Origin of the sequence: Serratia sp. ASV30, from assembly GCF_016428815.1 — a bacterium.
GTDB lineage: Bacteria > Pseudomonadota > Gammaproteobacteria > Enterobacterales > Enterobacteriaceae > Chania > Chania fonticola_C.
Genome location: NZ_JAELTL010000001.1, coordinates 39,860 through 59,902 on the forward strand (window position 1 = coordinate 39,860; position 20,043 = coordinate 59,902).

Sequence of the window (20,043 nt, forward strand, 5' to 3'; positions counted from 1 at the left end):
CCCCTTTACTATTAGGAGTGCAAAGTGGTCAAAAAATACCTGCCCTGTTTATTACTGCTAGCGGCGATGCCCGTCCTGGCCAAGCCAACGCTGACGGTCTACACCTACGACTCTTTCGCTGCCGACTGGGGCCCTGGCCCGGCGGTAAAAAAAGCCTTTGAGGCCGAATGTGACTGCGAATTGAAATTCGTGGCGCTGGAAGACGGCGTGTCGTTACTCAATCGCCTGAGAATGGAAGGCAAAAACAGCGCCGCCGACGTGGTTTTGGGGCTGGACAACAACCTGCTGCAAGCCGCGCAGCAAACGGATCTGTTCTCCGCCAGCCAAGTCGATACTAGCAAGCTCACGGTTCCCGGTGGCTGGCACAACCAGACCTTCGTTCCCTACGACTATGGCTACTTTGCTTTCGTCTACAACAAAGACAAGCTGAAGAACCCGCCGACCAGCCTGAAAGAGTTGGTGAGCAGCGATCGCCCCCTGAAGATCATCTATCAGGATCCGCGCACCAGCACACCTGGCCTTGGCCTCCTGCTCTGGATGCAGAAAGTGTATGGAGACGAGGCGCCGCTTGCCTGGCAACAGTTGGCGAAGAAAACCGTCACCGTTACCAAAGGCTGGAGTGAAGCCTACGGCCTGTTCCTGAAAGGGGAAGGCGACATGGTACTGAGCTACACCACCTCCCCTGCCTACCATCTGATCGAAGAGAAAAAAGACCTCTATGCGGCGGCCAACTTCAGTGAAGGCCACTACCTGCAAATCGAAGTCGCTGGCAAGCTAAAGGCCAGCAAACAGCCAGAACTGGCCGAGCGCTTCATGCAGTTTATGGTCTCCCCGGCCTTCCAGAACACCATTCCCACAGGCAACTGGATGTACCCGGTGATCAAGACGGAACTGCCCGCCGGTTTCGAACAGATGAGCGTGCCGCAAGCGGCATTGCAATTCAGTGCCGAGGAAGTGGCACAACAGCGTGGTAACTGGATCCGAGCATGGCAAACTGCCGTCAGCCACTGATCCCCCGCTGGTTATGGCCGGGGCTGATGGCCGCAGGTCTGATCCTGCTGATCGCGTTGGCGGCCATGGGCTCGCTGTGGCGTCATGCGCCCGAAAGTGATTGGCGCAGCCTGTGGCAAGACAGCTACCTGTGGCATGTAGTGCGCTTTACCTTTTGGCAGGCGCTACTCTCTGCCGTGATCTCGGTGGTGCCTGCCATCTGGCTGGCCCGAGCGTTATACCGGCGGCGCTTCCCTGGCCGTAACCTGCTGCTGCGGCTGTGCGCCATGACGCTGGTGCTGCCGGTGCTGGTGGCTGTATTTGGCATGCTGAGCGTCTACGGCAGGCAAGGCTGGCTGGCAACGCTCTGTGGTTGGCTGGGCGTGAACTACAGTTTTTCGCCTTATGGCCTGCAAGGCATCCTGCTGGCGCATCTGTTCTTTAATATGCCGCTGGCCACCCGCCTTCTGCTACAGGCGCTGGAGAACATCCCCACCGAGCAGCGCCAACTGGCCGCACAGCTGGGGATGAACGGCTGGCAGCAGTTCCGCTTTGTGGAATGGCCTGCGTTACGCCGCCAGATCCTCCCCAGCGGCGCACTGGTGTTTATGCTGTGTTTTGCCAGCTTTGCAACCGTGCTTTCGTTGGGCGGCGGGCCACAGGCCACCACCATAGAGCTGGCGATCTATCAGGCCTTGAGTTACGACTACGATCTCAGCCGCGCGGCGCTGCTGGCGCTGATCCAACTGGCTTGCTGCCTGGGGCTGGTGGTGCTCAGCCAGCGTTTGAGCCAGGCTCTGCCGGTTGGCCATACCCACGCCCAGCGCTGGCGCGATCCGCAGGACAGTCTGGGGCGGCGCATTAGCGATACGCTATTAATTGTCGCTGCGCTACTGTTACTGCTACCTCCGTTGCTGGCGGTGATCATCGATGGTGCCAACCAGACGCTGGTCACCGTGCTGCAACAGCCCATTCTCTGGCAGGCCCTGTTCACCTCGCTACGTATCGCACTAGGCGCGGGCATTTTGTGCGTGGTATTGACCATGATGCTGCTATGGAGCAGCCGTGAGCTGAAGCTGCGGCAACGGGCCGCCTGGGGACAGACGCTGGAACTGAGTGGCATGGTGATCCTCGCAATGCCGGGCATTGTGCTGGCTACCGGTTTCTTCCTGTTGCTGAGCGATACCACTGGGCTACCGCAATCGCCTTATGCGCTGGTGATCCTCACCAATGCATTGATGGCGGTGCCCTACGCGCTGAAAGTGCTGGAAAACCCGATGCGCGATCTGGCCGAGCGTTATAATCCACTATGCTTGTCTCTGGATATCCACGGCTGGCAGCGGCTGCGCTGGATCGAGCTGAAAGCGTTGCAACGCCCGCTGGCGCAGGCTTTGGCCTTTGCCTGTGTGCTGTCGATTGGCGATTTCGGCGTGGTAGCGCTGTTCGGCAACGAGCAGTTCCGTACCCTGCCTTTTTATCTCTATCAGCAGATTGGCGCATATCGCAGCAACGACGGGGCCGTGACCGCTCTGCTGCTACTGCTGCTCTGTTTCCTGCTGTTTACCCTGATTGAACGTTTACCGGGCCGCCATGCTGACGCTTGAAAAACTGACCTATCTGTACGAACACCTGCCGATGCGTTTTGACCTGCGCATTCAGCCGGGAGAACACGTTGCGGTGCTGGGCCCTAGTGGCGCAGGCAAAAGTACCTTGCTCAGCCTGATCGCCGGTTTTCTGCCGGCGGCCAGCGGCAAACTGTGGCTCAACGGAAGCGATCATACCGCTTCGCCCCCCGCCAAACGCCCGGTGTCAATGCTGTTCCAGGAAAACAACCTGTTTGCCCACCTGACTGTCAGGCAAAACATTGGCCTAGGGCTGGATCCTGGCCTGCGCCTAACCGCCGCACAGCAGGAACAACTGGCACAGATTGCCCAACAGGTCGGATTGGAGGGGCATCTGCAGCGCCTGCCGTCACAGCTTTCCGGCGGGCAGCGGCAGCGGGCAGCCTTGGCGCGTTGCCTGATCCGCCAGCAGCCGATCCTGCTGCTCGACGAGCCTTTCTCTGCACTCGATCCGGCACTGCGCAGTGAGATGCTGCAACTGCTGCAAAACGTCTGCGACCAGCGCCAACTCACGTTGCTGATGGTTTCACACAATCTTGAGGATGCCGCCCGCATCGCGCCGCGTACGTTGCTGGTCGTGGATGGGCGGATTTATTACGACGGCCCAACGCAGGCATTGGTAAGCGGCAGCGCACCGGAAGCCAAGGTGCTGGGTATTCCGGTTAAACCGTGATCTACCACGCGTTTTTTATGCTGAACCAATAAACCTGTTGTGCGAATTTTGCACCTGTGGTTTTATAAAATTCTGTTTTTTACTACTGATGATAAGGCTCCCTGTGATCGCATCCTCGCTGACCTCGACCCTACTAACAACCGCGCTACCAGCCGCGGTGGTCGTCGTGCGTGTGGTGGTGGTCGTCGGCAACGCGCCGTAGGGTCCGAATCAACGCATCGATTCCCAAACCCCGCCGGCGCAAACCGGGCGGGGTTTCTTGTTTTAGTCCCCCTGCCCAGAAAAGCTAACCGGCCCAGAGAAAAGGATAGGCACATGGCAACTTCGGGCACGCCACACCAAGGCCAACGTATTACCGGCGCACAGCTGATCGTGCATCTGCTGGAGCGTCAGGGTATCACCACTATTGCAGGCATTCCCGGTGGCGCAGCGCTGCCGCTGTACGATGCTCTGAGCCAAAGCACCGTCATCCAGCACGTGCTGGCCCGCCACGAGCAAGGGGCCGGTTTTATGGCGCAGGGCATGGCACGTACCAACGGCAAGGCGGCGGTCTGTATCGCTTCCAGCGGCCCAGGAGCCACCAATCTGGTGACCGCCATTGCCGACGCCAAGCTCGATTCGATCCCGCTGGTGTGCATTACCGGCCAGGTATCTTCCTCGATGATCGGCACCGATGCCTTCCAGGAAGTGGATACCTACGGCATTTCCATTCCCATCACCAAATACAACCACCTGGTCCGTGATATCAGCGATCTGCCGCAGGTGATCTGCGACGCATTCCGCATTGCCGAATCCGGCCGTCCAGGCCCGGTGTGGATCGACATCCCGAAAGACGTGCAAACCGCCGAAATTGAGTGGGATTTGTTACCGCCAATGGCCGTTCCAGACGCCCCACCGGCCTTTGATAGCAAGCAGGTCGAACAGGCTGCTGCAATGATCAACCAGGCCAAGCGCCCTATTCTGTATCTGGGCGGTGGCATCATCTGCGCAGAAGCCCATAAACCGGCGCTGGAAATGGCCGAGCGCTCCAACCTGCCAACCACCATGACGCTGATGGCATTGGGCGCAATGCCGGTAGAACACCCGCTGTCATTAGGCATGTTGGGGATGCATGCCGCGCGCAGCACCAACTTTATCCTGCAAGAAGCCGACCTGCTGATCGTGCTGGGCGCCCGCTTCGACGACCGGGCAATCGGTAAAACCGAGCAATTCTGCCCGAACGCCAAAATTATCCACGTGGACATCGACCGTGCCGAACTGGGCAAGGTTAAACAGGCCAATATTGCCATCCATGCCGATGTCGGCCAGGTGCTGCAACAGCTGTTACCGATGATCGAAGCACAGCCGCGTACCGAATGGATGAACACCGTTAACGATCTGAAGCGTGAATTCCCGATCAACATGCCAAATGTGGCAGATCCATTGAGCCATTACGGGCTGGTTAAAGCCGCAGCACGCTGCGTGGACGAAAGTGCCATTATCACCACCGATGTAGGCCAGCATCAGATGTGGGTAGCCCAGGCGTATCCACTGAGCCGCCCGCGCCAGTGGCTGACCTCCGGCGGTTTGGGCACCATGGGCTTTGGTTTACCTGCTGCGATTGGTGCAGCCCTGGCAGAGCCTCAGCGCAAGGTGCTGTGTTTTTCCGGTGACGGCAGCCTGATGATGAATATTCAAGAAATGGCGACCGCCGTTGAACACAATCTGGACGTGAAAATCATCCTGATGAACAACCAGGCCTTGGGATTGGTACACCAGCAGCAGACGCTGTTCTATCAACAGCATATCTTTGCCGCCACCTATCCAAAGCGTACCGATTTCCTGAAGATTGCCGCCGGGTTTGGCCTGGACACCTGCGATTTGAATGCCGAGGCAGATCCACAGGCCGCGTTGCTGGCGGCGATCCAACGCCCTGGCCCTTGCCTGATCCACGCGCTGATCGATATCAACGAAAAAGTTTACCCAATGGTGCCACCGGGTGCCGCCAACATCGAAATGATTGGAGAATAAGCCATGCAATCACTACAAAAGAATCCACAGGTGATCCTGGAGTTGGCGGTACGGAACCATCCGGGCGTAATGACCCACGTTTGTGGCCTGTTTGCCCGCCGTGCCTTTAACGTGGAAGGTATTTTATGTATGCCGCTGAAAGATGGAACCCAGAGCCGCATTTGGCTATTGGTGGCCGACGATCAGCGCCTGGTGCAGATGATCAGCCAGGTTGAAAAGCTGGAGGATGTGTTACAGGTGAAACGCCATAGCGAAGATATGCGGGTGTTTGAGCAGTTGGAGGCGTTCTTCCAGTAAGCTTTCGCGGCTGAATGTTAAAGGCCGGGAGTGGTTAGCCCCCGGCCTTAGCTACGTTTCCATTATCAGTTCAGTAACTGAAGCACGTAACGGATCAGTTCCAGCAACGCGATCAGCGCCCCAAGAACGATGATTGCCTTATCGATATCAATCATCCGGTTACTCCATAACATGGAGTGAGTCACCGCCGCTTACCCTTACATTGCCTGTCACAGCGCAGCACTCAGTTGTTAGATGAATGCGGCTTCACTCCGGCCAGAGCATCGGATAACGGCACCACCCGTACACCCGACCAGGGCTTGAATATGTACATGCGCACACCGAAGTAAAGACAGCAACAGAGCTAACCCGCTGATTATATCTTAATCAGTCCAAGGCACGACATACTAGATATCCGATTTCTGAGCTTTTGACATTAGAGAGTATCAAAGATAAAATTGATCCTGTTAGATGAATGCGGCTTCAACCGGTCAGAGTTACCCACTCGACACCGGGAAATAAAAAAACCGACCTCACCAGTCGGTTTTTTTATGCCCAAATTTTAGCGTCAGCCCGCCAGCACTTTCCACAGCAGATGTCGATATACCGGCATCAACGCCTGCTGATGCATATAATAGAAACACACCAGCGCCCCTACCCAGCTAGCAATACAGGCCAACCGCAGCCGCTTCGGCGTTAGCCAGCGTGTCAGCTTATCAGCACTGCGCTTTCCTTCACGCCACCAGCGCCAACTCAGCCAGGCCGCCAGCCAGAACAGCACCACCACGCCAAACAACAGCCATTTGAATAACGCGCTGTTGGCGCTGGCAGGAATATCGATCGCGACCCCCGCTAGAATGCCGGGGAAGAAATAGACCGGCGGCCAGGTCAGGCAACCGATGATATTGGGCATGGCAAATTTGTAGGGAGGCAGATCGAGCATGCCGGCCACCATTGGCACCAGCGGGCGCGTCGGGCCCACAAAGCGGCCAATCAAAATGGTAACGACACTGTGCTGATGCAGCGCATGCTCGGTTTTATCCAGCATCGCCTTGTTCTTTTTCAGAAACGACCAGCGGTGCAGCGGTCCTTTGAAAGCCCGGCCGATAAAGTAGGAAATCCAATCCCCCAATAGGCAACCGACAATGCCAGCTCCCCAGGCCATATAAAAGTCCACCTGTCCGCTGCCGATCAGTGCGCCAATGCTGGCCATCATCACCGTGCCCGGCAATAACAAACCGACCAACGCCAGCGACTCCAGGAACGCCACCAACATGACCACCACCAGGGTGAAAGCCAATGACTGGGTGATCAACTGCTGTAAATAGGCTTCCATTAAACCTCTGTTGGTAAGCTAAACGTATGGGCGAAGGATTGTCCGGCTCGGGCCAGGGGGAGTCAATCGTTGAATTGTATGTAGATTTAGCCAATCCGGCCAGTAATAGACAATGACTGTATAAAAACCCATACTATAAACATCTATAGATCACCGATGCTCAGAAACTAGTGACATCTCTACAGCAGGGTTTCTTACTCACCCGCCATTGGCGTGATACGCCCGCCGGTACCGAAGTTGAGTTCTGGCTGGCAACCGATAGCGGGCCACAACGGCTACGGCTGGCCCCACAGACCTCCGTGGCATTCATTCCCGCCGAACAGCGTCAGCGGGCCGAGTTGCTGCTGCGTGAAGAGCGGCATGTCGAGCTGAAACCCTTGCCACTGCAGGATTTCCATTCCCGTCCGGTGATGGGCCTTTATTGCCGCCAGCATCGTCAGTTGATCAAGCTGGAAAAACTGCTCAAAGAGGGTGGCGTCAACGTGTTTGAGGCCGATATCCGCCCGCCGGAACGCTATCTGATGGAGCGCTTTATCACCGCCCCGGTGTGGTTCAACGGCCAACCCGACGGTAACGGCCTGTGGCTCAACGCCCAGATGAAGCCCGCCCCAGACTATCGCCCCTCTTTAAAGCTGGTATCACTGGATATCGAAACGACCGCCCATGGCGAGCTTTACTCCATCGCGCTGGAAGGCTGTGGCCAACGCCAAGTGTATATGCTCGGCCCGGCCAACGGCGGCACTGAGGCGCTGGATTTCGAGCTGGAATACTGCAACAGCCGTCCACAAATGCTGGAACGCCTGAACCAATGGCTGGAGCAGCACGATCCCGACGCCATTATCGGCTGGAACCTGGTGCAGTTCGATCTGCGGGTGCTGCAGAAGCACGCCGAACGTTATCAGATCCCCCTGCGCTTTGGCCGTGGTGGTAACCTGTTGGAATGGCGCGAGCACGGCTTTAAGCAAAACCACTTCTTCGCCTCGGCCTCCGGGCGATTAATTATCGACGGTATCGAGGCGCTGAAATCGGCCACCTGGAACTTCCCGTCCTTCAGCCTGGAATATGTGGCGCAAACGCTGCTTGGGGAAGGGAAATCGATCGACAACCCTTACCAGCGGATGGCGGAAATAGACCGCCGGTTTGCCGAAGATAAACCCGCTCTGGCCCGCTATAACCTAAAAGACTGCGAGTTGGTGACGCGTATTTTCGCCAAAACCGAGCTGTTGACCTTCCTCCTCGAACGCGCCACCGTGACCGGCTTGGCGGCCGATCGCAGCGGCGGTTCGGTAGCAGCCTTCAACCATCTTTATATCCCACGCATGCATCGTCAGGGCTATGTGGCCCCTAACCTTGGGGAGTTGCCGGAAGAGCACAGCCCCGGCGGCTTTGTGATGGATTCACAGCCCGGCCTGTATGATTCGGTGCTGGTACTGGATTACAAAAGCCTGTATCCGTCGATCATCCGCACCTTCCTGATCGATCCCGTCGGGCTGGTAGAAGGCATGCAGCACCCGGATGATGAAAACTCGGTGCCGGGTTTTCGCCAGGCTCGCTTCTCCCGCACCAAACACTGTCTTCCCGAGATTGTTCGCCAGATCTGGCAGGGGCGCGAAGCGGCCAAGCGCCACAACAATAAACCGCTGTCGCAGGCGCTCAAGATCATCATGAATGCCTTCTACGGCGTGCTGGGATCGAGCGGCTGTCGCTTCTTCGATCCCCGGCTGGCCTCGTCGATCACCCTGCGCGGCCACGAGATCATGCGCCAGACGCGGGAGTTGATCGAAGCTAAAGGTTACCAGGTGATCTACGGCGATACGGACTCGACCTTTGTCTGGCTAAAAAAGGCCCACAGTGAACAGCAGGCCGCCGAGATTGGCCGCGAACTGCTCGATCACGTCAATCAATGGTGGCAGCAGCATCTGCAACAGCAATATGGGCTGGAAAATGCGCTGGAACTGGAGTTTGAAACCCACTATTCCCGCTTTTTAATGCCCACCATCCGCGGTGCCGAGCAGGGCAGCAAAAAACGCTACGCCGGGTTGATCAGCAAACCGGACGGTAGTGAAGAGATGGTGTATAAAGGGTTGGAAACGGTACGCACCGACTGGACCCCGCTGGCGCAGCAGTTTCAGCAACAGCTCTATCAACGCATCTTCAAGCGCCAGCCCTATCAGGACTTTGTGCGCGATTACGTGGCCAAAACGCTGAACGGCGAATTTGACGACCGGCTGGTATACCGCAAACGCCTGCGGCGCAAACTGGACGACTATCAACGCAATGTCCCACCCCACGCCCGTGCAGCCAGGCTGGCCGATGACTATAATCGTCAACAGGGGCGGCCTCTGCAATATCAGAACGGTGGCTGGATCAGCTATGTAATGACGCTAGCCGGGCCAGAACCTCTGGAAACCCGGCAATCTGCGATCGATTACGATCATTATCTCGAACGTCAGTTGCAACCGGTGGCAGACGCTATACTTCCCTTCCTGTACGACGATTTTTCGGCGTTGGTCACCAGGCAGATAGGCCTGTTCTGAGCGGTCAAAACAGAGGGTAATGCCACCCCATGGGGAAACCCTTTCTTTTCACTGGTGTTAGTCGGCATTTGGGAAGAAAAAATCATCGGGTTTTACAGGTGACGAATGCGCCGCCTTCCATTACCATAGCGCCCTTCCCAAATTCTGAACCACTATTCACAACATCGTTGTCGCCATGCCGTCACCAGACGTCTGGCGTAACAGGCTATTACCCGCTAAATGAAAATAAAGCTCGCCAACCGGTTACAACGCGGTAGCAGGCAAGATGCCGGGAATAGCCAGCAGTTGAAACAGGTTACCCAGGGCTTATCTGCCGGGTAGCAAGACTTACTTAATAAGAATCGAGCCGACAAACTATGCCTTTTACACTTGGTCAACGCTGGATCAGCGATACGGAAAGCGAATTGGGACTGGGAACCGTGGTAGCACTTGACGTGCGCATGGTCACCCTGCTTTTCCCCGCAACCGGTGAAAACCGCCTCTATGCCAGAAACGACTCGCCAATCACCCGCGTGATGTTTAACCCGGGCGACACCATCAGCAACCACGAAGGCTGGCAGTTGCAGGTGGAGGAAGTCAAAGAGGATAACGGCCTGTTGACCTATATCGGCACGCGTCTGGACACCCAGGAAAGCGGCGTCGCTATGCGTGAAGTGCTGCTGGACAGCAAGCTGACCTTCAGTAAACCACAAGACCGCCTGTTTGCCGGTCAGATTGACCGCATGGATCGCTTTGCGCTGCGTTTTCGCGCCCGCAAATACCAGAGCGAGCAGTATCGCCTGCCGTTCGCTGGCCTGCGTGGTATGCGCGCCAGCCTGATCCCGCACCAATTGCATATCGCCTACGAGGTCGGCCAGCGCCATGCACCGCGCGTTCTATTGGCCGATGAAGTGGGCCTGGGTAAAACCATCGAAGCCGGGATGATTATTCATCAGCAACTGCTGGCTGGCCGCGCCGAACGTGTGCTGATCGTGGTACCGGAAACCCTGCAACATCAGTGGCTGGTTGAAATGATGCGTCGCTTCAACCTCTATTTCTCACTGTTTGACGATAGCCGTTACTCCGAAGCGATGCTAGACAGCAGCAACCCGTTCGAAACCGAACAGTTGGTGATCTGCTCGCTGGATTTCGTGCGTCGCAACAAACAGCGCCTTGAGCAGTTGGCCGATGCCCACTGGGATCTGCTGGTGGTAGACGAAGCTCATCATCTGGCCTGGAGCGAAGACGCGCCGAGCCGTGAATATCAGGTGATTGAACAGTTGGCGGAGCACATCCCGGGCGTACTGCTGCTGACGGCCACCCCGGAGCAGCTTGGCCAGCAAAGCCACTTTGCCCGCTTGCGCCTGCTGGATCCCAGCCGTTTCCATGACTACCAAGAGTTTGTCACCGATCAACAGAAATACCGTCCGGTAGCCGATGCGGTGACGCTGCTGCTGAGCGGCGAGCGCCTGGCGGATGACAAGCTGAACCTGCTGGGTGAGCTGATCGACGAGCAGGACATTGAGCCCCTGCTGAAAGCGGCCAACAGCGATACCGACAACAGCGAGCAGGCACGCCAGGAACTGGTCACCATGCTGATGGATCGCCACGGCACCAGCCGCGTGCTGTTCCGTAATACCCGTAACGGCGTAAAAGGTTTCCCACGCCGCCACCTGCACCAGATCAAACTGCCGTTGCCAACGCAATATCAGACGGCGATCAAGGTGTCAGGCATCATGAGCGCCAAGAAAACCGTCGAAGCCCGCGCCCGCGACATGCTCTACCCAGAACAGATTTATCAGGAGTTCGAAGGGGAGAATGCGACCTGGTGGAACTTCGATCCGCGCGTTGAGTGGCTGCTGGATTATCTGGTCGCCAACCGTCATGAGAAAGTGCTGGTGATTTGCGCCCAGGCCGCGACCGCTCTGCAACTGGAGCAGGTGCTGCGTGAGCGCGAAGCGATCCGAGCCGCCGTGTTCCACGAAGGGCTGAGCATTATCGAACGCGATCGCGCCGCCGCCTACTTCGCTTCACAGGAAGAAGGAGCACAGGTGCTGCTGTGCTCCGAAATCGGTTCGGAAGGGCGTAACTTCCAGTTTGCCAGCCAGATGGTGATGTTCGACCTGCCGTTCAACCCGGATCTGCTGGAACAGCGTATTGGCCGTCTGGATCGTATTGGCCAGATGCACGACATCCAGATCATGGTGCCTTACCTGGAAAACACCGCTCAGGCCGTGCTGGGCCGCTGGTTCCATGAAGGGCTGGATGCCTTCGAGCACACCTGCCCAACCGGCCGGCCGATTTATGACAGCTGCTATGAGCAACTGATTGGCTACCTGGCCGCCCCTACCGAGCAGGAAGGTCTGGATGAGTTTATCCATGCCTGTAACCAGCAGCATAAGCAATTGAAAATGCAGCTGGAACAGGGCCGTGACCGTCTGCTGGAAATGCACTCCAACGGCGGTGACAAAGCGCAGGCGCTGGCAGGAGCCATTGCGGCACAGGACAATGACGTTAACCTGGTGAGCTTTGCTCTCAACCTGTTCGATATCGTCGGCATCAACCAGGAAGACCGCAGCGACAACCTGATCGTCCTGACGCCATCCGACCATATGCTGGTACCGGACTTCCCAGGGCTGCCGCAAGATGGCTGCACCGTGACGTTTGATCGCGAACAGGCACTGTCTCGTGAAGATGCCCAGTTTGTCAGTTGGGAACACCCGATTATCCGCAATGGGCTGGATCTGATCCTCTCCGGCGATACCGGGAGCTGCGCAGTTTCCCTGTTGAAAAACAAGGCACTGCCGGTGGGTACTCTGCTGGTCGAACTGGTGTATGTGGTTGAGGCGCAGGCCCCTAAACACCTGCAATTGACCCGCTTCCTGCCGCCAACGCCGATCCGCATGTTAATGGATCGCAAGGGAACCAACCTGGCAGCACAGGTCGAGTTCGAAAGCTTTAACCGCCAACTGAACGCGGTCAATCGCCACACCTCCAGCAAACTGGTCAATGCGGTGCAGCAAGAAGTGCACGTGATGCTGCAACAGGCAGAAAGCCTGGTGGAAGAACAGGCCCGCGCCCTGATCGAACAGGCCAAGCAAGAGGCCGATGACAAGCTGAGTACCGAGCTGGCACGTCTGGAAGCCCTGAAGGCGGTTAACCCGAATATCCGTGATGACGAAGTCGAAGCGCTGGAGTTCAACCGCAAGCAGGTGCTGATTAATCTCAACGAAGCGGGATGGCGGCTGGATGCTATTCGCCTGGTAGTAGTGACACACCAGTGATCCACACAGCGGGGAGCCAAAGCTCCCCGGTTTGCCCTTCTCAGCGGAGCTAACATGGAACCTTACAATCCCCCGCAAGATCCGATGCACGTGCTGTATCAGGATGAGCACATCATCGTGGTCAACAAACCTAGCGGGCTGCTTTCCGTGCCTGGCCGTGCCCCGGAGAACAAGGACAGCCTGATGACACGCATCCAGGCAGACTTCCCGGCGGCGGAGTCCGTGCATCGCCTGGATATGGCTACCAGCGGGGTGATCGTGGTGGCTTTGAACAAGGCCGCCGAGCGGGAGCTTAAACGCCAGTTCCGCGAGCGCGAGCCGAAAAAATGCTACATCGCCCGCGTATGGGGGCATATGGCACAGGATGAAGGGTTGGTGGATTTACCGCTGATTTGCGACTGGCCGAACCGGCCCTTGCAGAAGGTCTGTTTCGAAACCGGCAAGGCCGCGCAGACCGAATATGTGGTGCTCTCCCGGGACGCGGATGGCAGCACGCGGGTCAAGCTGCTGCCCATCACTGGGCGCTCACACCAATTGCGCGTCCATATGCTGGCATTGGGTCACCCCATTCTCGGCGATGGCTTCTACGCCCCACCAGAGGCCAAGGCGATGGCACCGCGCCTGCAACTGCACGCACAAGAGTTGCGTATCACTCATCCCGCGTTCCAGACCCCGATGCATTTTCGCGTAGAGCCGGATTTCTGAGTTTATAGGGGCGCCGCACGCTACGCCCCCTACGCTTATTTAAAACCCTTCTCGCGTTTGATCAGGTCGTAGGCCGCCTGGATCTCCTGCGCTTTCTGTTTCGCCATTTCCATCATTTCCGGCGGTAACCCCTTGGCGACCAGCTTATCCGGGTGATGCTCGCCCATCAGTTTACGGTAGGCACGCTTGATGGTGGTGGCATCGTCGCTACTGTTAACACCCAGTACCTTGCAAGCATCTTCCAGCGTTGGACCACGTTGCGCCTGCTGGTAGCCACCTTGAGAGTAGCCTCCTTGCTGCCCCTGCCAACTGCCGCCGCCAAACTGACGCCCGCCTTCGATCATACTGAGGAACTGATCGAACTGAGCGCGGGAAATTCCCAACTCTTCGGCGATCACATACAGCACCTGGCGTTCATTCGGATGCAGCGAGCCGTCGGCAAACGCGGCCTGGATCTGAATTTCCAGAAACATCCGAATCAGGTCAAAGCGACCAAAACAGATGCTGCGTAGCTGCTGCAAGGTTTCACGCAGCGGGAACTGGCTGTGCTTGCCTTCGCGGAACGCCTGCTGCGCCGCGGTACGGGCCTCGCCATGCAGTTGCAGGCGGTCCATAAACAGGCTGGCTATCTGGATATCGGCTTCGGTTACCCGCCCTTTCGATTTGGTCAGATGCCCCATAACCTGAAAAGTGGTGCGGAAAAATAACGTCTGCCGCGTTTGCTGATCGGTAAAGAAGCCCCGACTGCGCTTGTTATTACGTGCGGTATCGATCATATGACCAACAATCAACCCCAGCACTACACCCCAGAATCCGCCGCCAGCCCAAACGGCGACAATCACTCCGAGCAGTTTTCCCCAATACTGCATATACTCCCCAACTATCAAACCGTAATAAGCCGTGTATCCCTATCAGTACGTGCAAGGGTTAAGGCGATTTTTTCCAAGAATTCGATTATCATACCTGTCATTTATCTCTGCGCCTAACGACGACGCAATCGAACGGCAGGATTTAACACTAGCGCAACGCTGATGAGTGATATAGTCTCTGACCGTTTGCCGGACATGACGCCTCTGATGACGGAACACCAAAACCGCGTATGAAAAAAAGTTTCCCAACACTGCTGGCCACGTTGATTTGGACGGCAATTTATAGTCAGCACGCGCTGGCAGATCTGGCCGAGCAATGTATGCTCGGCGTGCCTGTTTATGATAAGCCCGTGATCAGCGGCGATCCCAACAGCCTGCCGGTCACCATCATTTCCGATGATTCGCAGGCCAACTACCCGAACAGCGCGCTGTTCAGTGGCAACGTCAACGTCGAACAGGGCAACAGCACCCTGACGGCGAAGCAGGTTGAGCTGAACCAGACGCAAAAAGACGGGCAGCCTGATCCTATCCGTACCGTTACCGCCACCGGTGATGTGAACTACTCGGATAATCAGATCAAACTGAAAGGCCCTAAAGCCTGGTCAAACCTGAACACCAAAGATACCGACGTCTATCAGGGCGACTATCAGATGGTGGGCCGCCAGGGGCGTGGTGACGCCGACAAGATGAAGATGCGCGGTCAAAACCGCTACACCATCCTGGAAAACGGCACCTTCACCTCCTGTTTGCCTGGTGATGACAGCTGGAGCGTAGTGGGCTCCGAAGTGATCCATGACCGCGAAGAAGAAGTGGCCGAGGTGTGGAACGCCCGCTTCAAGATTGGCAAGGTGCCAGTGTTCTACAGCCCCTATTTGCAGCTGCCGGTGGGCAATAAGCGCCGCTCCGGCTTCCTGATCCCCAATGCCAAATATGGCAGTAATAACGGCTTCGAATTCATGTTGCCGTATTACTGGAACATTGCGCCAAACTTTGACGCCACCATCACGCCGCACTACATGACGAATCGTGGCCTGCAGTGGCAGAACGAATTCCGTTATCTGCTGCAACCAGGTCTGGGTACCATGGCCTTCGACTGGCTGCCAAGCGATAGGCAGTACGAAAAAGATCACGGGGATGTCGACAGCAGTAAGCGTTGGCTGTTCTACTGGGCGCATAACGGCGTCATGAATCAGGTGTGGCGTTTCAACATTGACTACACCAAGGTCAGCGACCCTTATTACTTCACCGACCTGGATTCCAAATACGGCTCCACCACCGATGGCTACGCCACGCAGAAATTCAGCGTCGGTTATGCCGATGAGAACTGGGATGCCACGTTGGCTTCCAAGCAGTTCCAGATCTTCAGCGGGGTGGGCAACCAAAACGCCTACCGTGCGCAGCCACAGTTGGATCTCAACTACTATAAATCGGATATCGGCCCGTTTGATTTCCACACCTACGGCCAGGTTGCCAACTTTACCAGCGTCAACCCGAATAACCCAAAAGCCACTCGTTGGCATGTGGAACCGGCGATCAATTTGCCGCTGGCCAACAGTTGGGGTAGCCTGAATACCGAAGCCAAACTGATGGCAACGCATTTCCAGCAGACCATTCCAAACGGTTTTGCCGCCGACTATGCCAGCCGTAACCCGGGTAGCCCGGTTCCCGATCTGGAAGACTCGGTCAACCGCGTTCTGCCGCAGTTCAAGACCGATGGCAAAGTAGTGTTCGATCGCCCAATGGATTGGTCAGAAGGTTATACCCAAACCATCGAGCCACGTATGCAGTATCTGTACGTGCCTTATCGCGATCAAAGCAATATCTATACTTATGACTCAACCCTGCTGCAAACCGACTACTCGGGCCTGTTCCGCGACCGCTCCTACAGTGGCCTGGATCGCGTAGCCTCGCAGAACCGTGTTGCAGCCGGTGTCACTTCGCGTATTTATGATGATGCGCTGGTTGAACGTTTTAACGTTTCCGTAGGTCAAATCTACTACCTGAGCCGCTCGCGGACCGGGGATCAAAGTAGCAACTTTGATAATAGCGATGATACCGGCAGCGTCGTCTGGGCTGGTGACACCTATTGGAAGATTGACGATCGCTGGGGCCTGCGTGGTGGTGTGCAATACGACACCCGTCTTGACAGCGTCGCGTTAGGTGACGCGGTAGTGGAATATCGTCAGGATCAGAATCGCATGGTGCAGTTGAACTACCGTTATGCCAGCCCGGAGTATATTTCGGCAACCTTGCCGGATATCAGCAACCCAGGCTATCAGGACGGTATTTCACAGGTTGGTCTGGTGGCCAGTTGGCCAATTGCCGATCGGTGGGCAGTCGTCGGGGCGTATTACTACGATACTCGTGCGAAACAAACCGCCAACCAGTTGGTCGGCCTGCGTTATAACACCTGCTGCTGGGCGGTCAACGTGGGTTATGAGCGCAAGATCACCGATTGGGACTACGGTAATCAGGTCAGCAAGTACGATAACAAAGTTTCATTCAACGTCGAACTGCGTGGCTTGAGTAGCGATCACAGCCTTGGCACCAATGAAATGCTGCGCTCGGGTATTCTGCCTTACCAACGCGCATTCTGATATTGATAAACGAATTGAAAAAAAACAACTTTCACCCGCATTTGCGGAAACAGATAACGGGAAATGTATGAAGAACTGGAGAACGCTTCTTCTCGGATTGGTGGTTTGTGCCAATACCGCGTTCGCAGCACCGCAACAAATGGATAAAGTCGCCGCCGTCGTCGATAACGGCGTAGTACTCGAGAGCGACGTAAACGGCCTGATGCAATCGGTGAAACTCAACGCACAGCAGGCTGGCCAGCAATTGCCAGACGACAATACGTTGCGTCACCAGATCCTTGAACGTCTGATTATGGATAACATCCTGCTGCAGATGGCGCAAAAAATGGGGATCACCGTCAGCGATGCCGATCTGGACAAGGCGATCGGCAATATCGCCGCCCAGAACAAGATGAGCCTGGATCAACTGCGTAGCCGCCTGGCGTATGAAGGTCTGAACTACAACACTTACCGTGCGCAGATCCGCAAGGAAATGCTGACCTCGGAAGTGCGTAACAACGAAGTGCGTCGCCGTGTCACCATCCTGCCGCAGGAAGTTGACGCGTTAGCCAAACAGGTCGGCGCACAGAACGGCGGTGAAACCGACATCAACATCAGCCACATCCTGATCCCGCTGCCAGAAAACCCATCGCAGAAGCAGGTTGATGAAGCCGAAGCGCTGGCGAAACGCCTGGCCGGTGAAGCGACCAGCGGTGCCGACTTCGGCAAACTGGCGATCACTTACTCTGCCGACTCACAAGCGCTGAAAGGCGGCCAGATGGGTTGGGGTAAACTGCAGGAAATGCCAACGCTGTTCGCAGAACGTCTGTCCAGCGCCAAAAAAGGCGATGTGGTTGGTCCGATCCGTTCCGGTGTCGGCTTCCATATCCTGAAGGTTAACGATATCCGTGGCGGTACCCAGTCGATTTCCGTGACCGAAGTGCATGCCCGTCATATCCTGCTGAAACCGTCAGTGGTGATGACCGACGATCAGGCACGCGCCAAGCTGCAAGAAGTGGCTGCGGCCATCAAGAGCGGCAAAGCGAAGTTTGAAGACGAGGCTAAACAGCTGTCACAAGACCCAGGCTCTGCCCTGCAGGGCGGCGATCTGGGTTGGGCTTCGCCAGACATGTACGATCCTGCCTTCCGCGATGCGCTGCTCAAGCTGCAAAAAGGCCAGGTCAGCGAGCCGGTACACTCTTCCTTTGGTTGGCATCTGATCCAGTTACTGGATACTCGCCAGGTGGATAAAACCGATGCGGCGCAGAAAGATCGTGCCTACCGCATGCTGTTTAACCGCAAGTTTGCCGAAGAAGCGCAAACCTGGATGCAGGAACAGCGTGCCGCTGCTTACGTGAAGATCCTCGATGGAAGCAATGCACCGCAATAACCGTATCGTCATCACCCCCGGCGAGCCTGCCGGGGTTGGGCCGGATTTGGTCACCGTACTGGCGCAACAGGATTGGCCTGTTGAACTGGTGGTGTGCGCCGATCCGGCCTTGTTGCTTGAGCGCGCCCGCCAGTTGGCGTTACCGCTCACGCTGCGCGACTACCAGCCAGGCCAACCTGCACAGCCACAGCGTGCCGGGACCTTAACGGTATTGCCCGTTACAGCCCCTGCGGCCGTGGTCGCTGGTGAACTTAACGTCGCCAACAGCGCCTATGTGGTAGAGACTCTGGCTCGTGCCTGTGACGGTTGCCTGAACGGTGAGTTTGCCGCGCTGGTTACTGGCCCGGTCAACAAAAGCATCATCAACGACGCTGGCGTCGCCTTTACCGGCCACACCGAGTTCTTTGCCGATCGCAGCCATTGTGAACGCGTGGTGATGATGCTGGCTACCGAGGAGCTACGCGTCGCTCTGGCAACGACCCATCTGCCGTTACTGGCAGTCCCGGGTGCCATCACCCAACAGAGCCTGTTCGAAGTGATCACCATTCTCGATAGGGATCTGAAAAACCAGTTTGGCATTCCGCACCCGCTGATTTACGTCTGTGGGCTAAACCCACACGCGGGGGAAGGCGGCCATATGGGGCGTGAAGAGTTGGATGTGATTATTCCGGCTTTGGAGGTGCTGCGTAGCCGCGGCATCCAGCTGATTGGCCCGCTCCCGGCGGATACCCTGTTCCAGCCCAAATATCTGCAACATGCAGATGCGGTGCTGGCGATGTATCACGATCAGGGCTTGCCTGTACTAAAATACCAGGGGTTTGGTCGGGCGGTGAATATCACCCTCGGTTTGCCTTTTATCCGTACCTCGGTCGACCATGGTACCGCGTTGGAACTGGCTGGCAGCGGCACTGCCGATGCAGGCAGCTTCAAAACGGCCTTGGCTCTCGCCATTAAAATGATAATTAACAGCAATGAATAATAGAGTCCACCAAGGGCACTTTGCCCGCAAACGTTTTGGACAGAACTTTTTAACCGATCAGTTTGTCATCGATAGCATTGTCTCAGCCATTCACCCACAGCCGGGCGAAGCGGTGGTTGAAATCGGCCCAGGCCTGGGAGCCTTGACCGAACCGGTTGGCGCGCGGATGGATCGCATGACGGTGATTGAACTTGACCGCGATCTGGCAGCCCGCCTGGCCAATCACCCACAGCTGAAAGACAAGCTGACCATTCATCAGCAAGATGCCATGACGGTGAACTTCGCCGAGCTGGCAGCCGTGGAAGGCCAATCGTTGCGTGTGTTCGGCAACCTGCCGTATAACATCTCGACGCCGCTGATGTTCCACCTTTTCAGCTATACTTCAGCTATCCGCGACATGCACTTTATGCTGCAAAAAGAGGTGGTCAACCGTCTGGTTGCCGGCCCGAACAGCAAGGCATACGGGCGCTTGACCGTGATGGCACAGTATTACTGCAACGTTATTCCCGTGTTGGAAGTGCCGCCGACTGCGTTCGCGCCGCCGCCTAAAGTCGATTCTGCCGTGGTTCGTCTGGTACCGCATCTGGTGATGCCAAATATTGTCGGCGATGTGCGTATGCTCAGCCGCGTGACCACCCAGGCGTTTAACCAACGCAGAAAAACCATCCGCAACAGCCTGGGCGATCTTTTCACCCCGGAACAGTTGACGGAACTCGGCGTCGATCCGACGCTCAGAGCAGAGAATATTTCTGTAGCGCAGTACTGTAAGCTGGCAAACTGGCTTTCACAACAGCAGGCGCAGCAGCAATAAAGGAGC

Annotated in this window: 16 protein-coding genes; 13 read left to right on the forward strand and 3 right to left on the reverse strand. The window is 56.6% G+C overall.

The genetic code is table 11. The annotated features are described in order from the left end of the window. Nucleotides 1–24 precede the first annotated feature (24 nt). The 6 genes from thiB (at nucleotide 25) to ilvN (ending at nucleotide 5,592) form a co-directional block, all read left to right on the forward strand. Nucleotides 25–1,011, forward strand: a complete 987-nt coding sequence (thiB, locus tag JHD74_RS00175; protein ID WP_199061212.1) for a thiamine ABC transporter substrate binding subunit — start codon at nucleotides 25–27, stop codon at nucleotides 1,009–1,011. Next, nucleotides 987–2,594, forward strand: coding sequence for a thiamine/thiamine pyrophosphate ABC transporter permease ThiP (gene thiP / locus JHD74_RS00180; RefSeq protein ID WP_199061214.1), 1,608 nt, complete (start codon nucleotides 987–989; stop codon nucleotides 2,592–2,594). The genes thiB and thiP overlap by 25 nt, the downstream gene beginning before the upstream one ends. Further along, the gene (gene thiQ / locus JHD74_RS00185) at nucleotides 2,581–3,285 is read left to right on the forward strand and encodes a thiamine ABC transporter ATP-binding protein ThiQ (protein ID WP_024483547.1); all 705 of its coding nucleotides are present in this window, start codon (nucleotides 2,581–2,583) and stop codon (nucleotides 3,283–3,285) included. The genes thiP and thiQ overlap by 14 nt, the downstream gene beginning before the upstream one ends. 88 nt (nucleotides 3,286–3,373) lie before the next feature. Next, a complete protein-coding gene (gene ivbL / locus JHD74_RS00190; RefSeq protein WP_193569011.1) occupies nucleotides 3,374–3,487 on the forward strand; it encodes an ilvB operon leader peptide IvbL in 114 nt (37 codons plus the stop codon). Between the two features lie 113 nt (nucleotides 3,488–3,600). Beyond that, complete coding sequence (gene ilvB, locus JHD74_RS00195; protein ID WP_024483548.1) at nucleotides 3,601–5,295, forward strand: acetolactate synthase large subunit; 1,695 nt, start codon at nucleotides 3,601–3,603, stop codon at nucleotides 5,293–5,295. Nucleotides 5,296–5,298: 3 nt separating this feature from the next. Further along, the gene (gene ilvN / locus JHD74_RS00200) at nucleotides 5,299–5,592 is read left to right on the forward strand and encodes an acetolactate synthase small subunit (RefSeq protein WP_024527189.1); all 294 of its coding nucleotides are present in this window, start codon (nucleotides 5,299–5,301) and stop codon (nucleotides 5,590–5,592) included. Between the two features lie 65 nt (nucleotides 5,593–5,657). Here the strand turns inward: ilvN and dinQ are convergent, their stop codons facing one another. Together dinQ and JHD74_RS00210 are read right to left on the reverse strand one after the other, a co-directional pair. Continuing rightward, nucleotides 5,658–5,747, reverse strand: a complete 90-nt coding sequence (dinQ, locus tag JHD74_RS00205; RefSeq protein WP_138106268.1) for a damage-inducible type I toxin DinQ — start codon at nucleotides 5,745–5,747, stop codon at nucleotides 5,658–5,660. Nucleotides 5,748–6,139: 392 nt separating this feature from the next. Next, nucleotides 6,140–6,907: a DedA family protein gene (locus JHD74_RS00210; protein WP_199061216.1), complete on the reverse strand. Its 768-nt coding sequence runs from the start codon at nucleotides 6,905–6,907 to the stop codon at nucleotides 6,140–6,142. A gap of 170 nt (nucleotides 6,908–7,077) precedes the next feature. On the opposite strand from JHD74_RS00210, the gene JHD74_RS00215 reads away from it, so the two are divergent. The 3 genes from JHD74_RS00215 to rluA all read left to right on the forward strand — a co-directional run bounded on the left by JHD74_RS00215 (nucleotide 7,078) and on the right by rluA (nucleotide 13,412). Then, nucleotides 7,078–9,444 carry a DNA polymerase II gene (locus JHD74_RS00215; RefSeq protein WP_024527191.1) on the forward strand — a complete coding sequence of 789 codons (2,367 nt, stop codon included), beginning with the start codon at nucleotides 7,078–7,080 and terminating at the stop codon, nucleotides 9,442–9,444. A gap of 356 nt (nucleotides 9,445–9,800) precedes the next feature. Then, nucleotides 9,801–12,707 carry an RNA polymerase-associated protein RapA gene (rapA, locus tag JHD74_RS00220; protein WP_199061218.1) on the forward strand — a complete coding sequence of 969 codons (2,907 nt, stop codon included), beginning with the start codon at nucleotides 9,801–9,803 and terminating at the stop codon, nucleotides 12,705–12,707. Nucleotides 12,708–12,761: 54 nt separating this feature from the next. After that, nucleotides 12,762–13,412, forward strand: a complete 651-nt coding sequence (gene rluA, locus JHD74_RS00225) for a bifunctional tRNA pseudouridine(32) synthase/23S rRNA pseudouridine(746) synthase RluA (protein ID WP_024483552.1) — start codon at nucleotides 12,762–12,764, stop codon at nucleotides 13,410–13,412. A gap of 35 nt (nucleotides 13,413–13,447) precedes the next feature. Here the strand turns inward: rluA and djlA are convergent, their stop codons facing one another. Then, complete coding sequence (gene djlA / locus JHD74_RS00230) at nucleotides 13,448–14,281, reverse strand: co-chaperone DjlA (protein WP_024527192.1); 834 nt, start codon at nucleotides 14,279–14,281, stop codon at nucleotides 13,448–13,450. A 230-nt stretch (nucleotides 14,282–14,511) separates the two neighbouring features. On the opposite strand from djlA, the gene lptD reads away from it, so the two are divergent. The 4 genes from lptD to rsmA all read left to right on the forward strand — a co-directional run bounded on the left by lptD (nucleotide 14,512) and on the right by rsmA (nucleotide 20,037). Then, nucleotides 14,512–16,878, forward strand: coding sequence for an LPS assembly protein LptD (gene lptD, locus JHD74_RS00235; protein ID WP_074028469.1), 2,367 nt, complete (start codon nucleotides 14,512–14,514; stop codon nucleotides 16,876–16,878). Between the two features lie 67 nt (nucleotides 16,879–16,945). After that, complete coding sequence (gene surA, locus JHD74_RS00240) at nucleotides 16,946–18,247, forward strand: peptidylprolyl isomerase SurA (RefSeq protein ID WP_074028468.1); 1,302 nt, start codon at nucleotides 16,946–16,948, stop codon at nucleotides 18,245–18,247. After that, nucleotides 18,234–19,226, forward strand: a complete 993-nt coding sequence (gene pdxA, locus JHD74_RS00245; RefSeq protein WP_024527195.1) for a 4-hydroxythreonine-4-phosphate dehydrogenase PdxA — start codon at nucleotides 18,234–18,236, stop codon at nucleotides 19,224–19,226. The genes surA and pdxA overlap by 14 nt, the downstream gene beginning before the upstream one ends. Continuing rightward, nucleotides 19,219–20,037 (forward strand): 16S rRNA (adenine(1518)-N(6)/adenine(1519)-N(6))-dimethyltransferase RsmA, encoded by an 819-nt coding sequence (gene rsmA / locus JHD74_RS00250; protein WP_021179275.1) that lies wholly within the window; start codon nucleotides 19,219–19,221, stop codon nucleotides 20,035–20,037. Before pdxA ends, rsmA begins: the two co-directional genes overlap by 8 nt. Nucleotides 20,038–20,043: the final 6 nt, after the last annotated feature.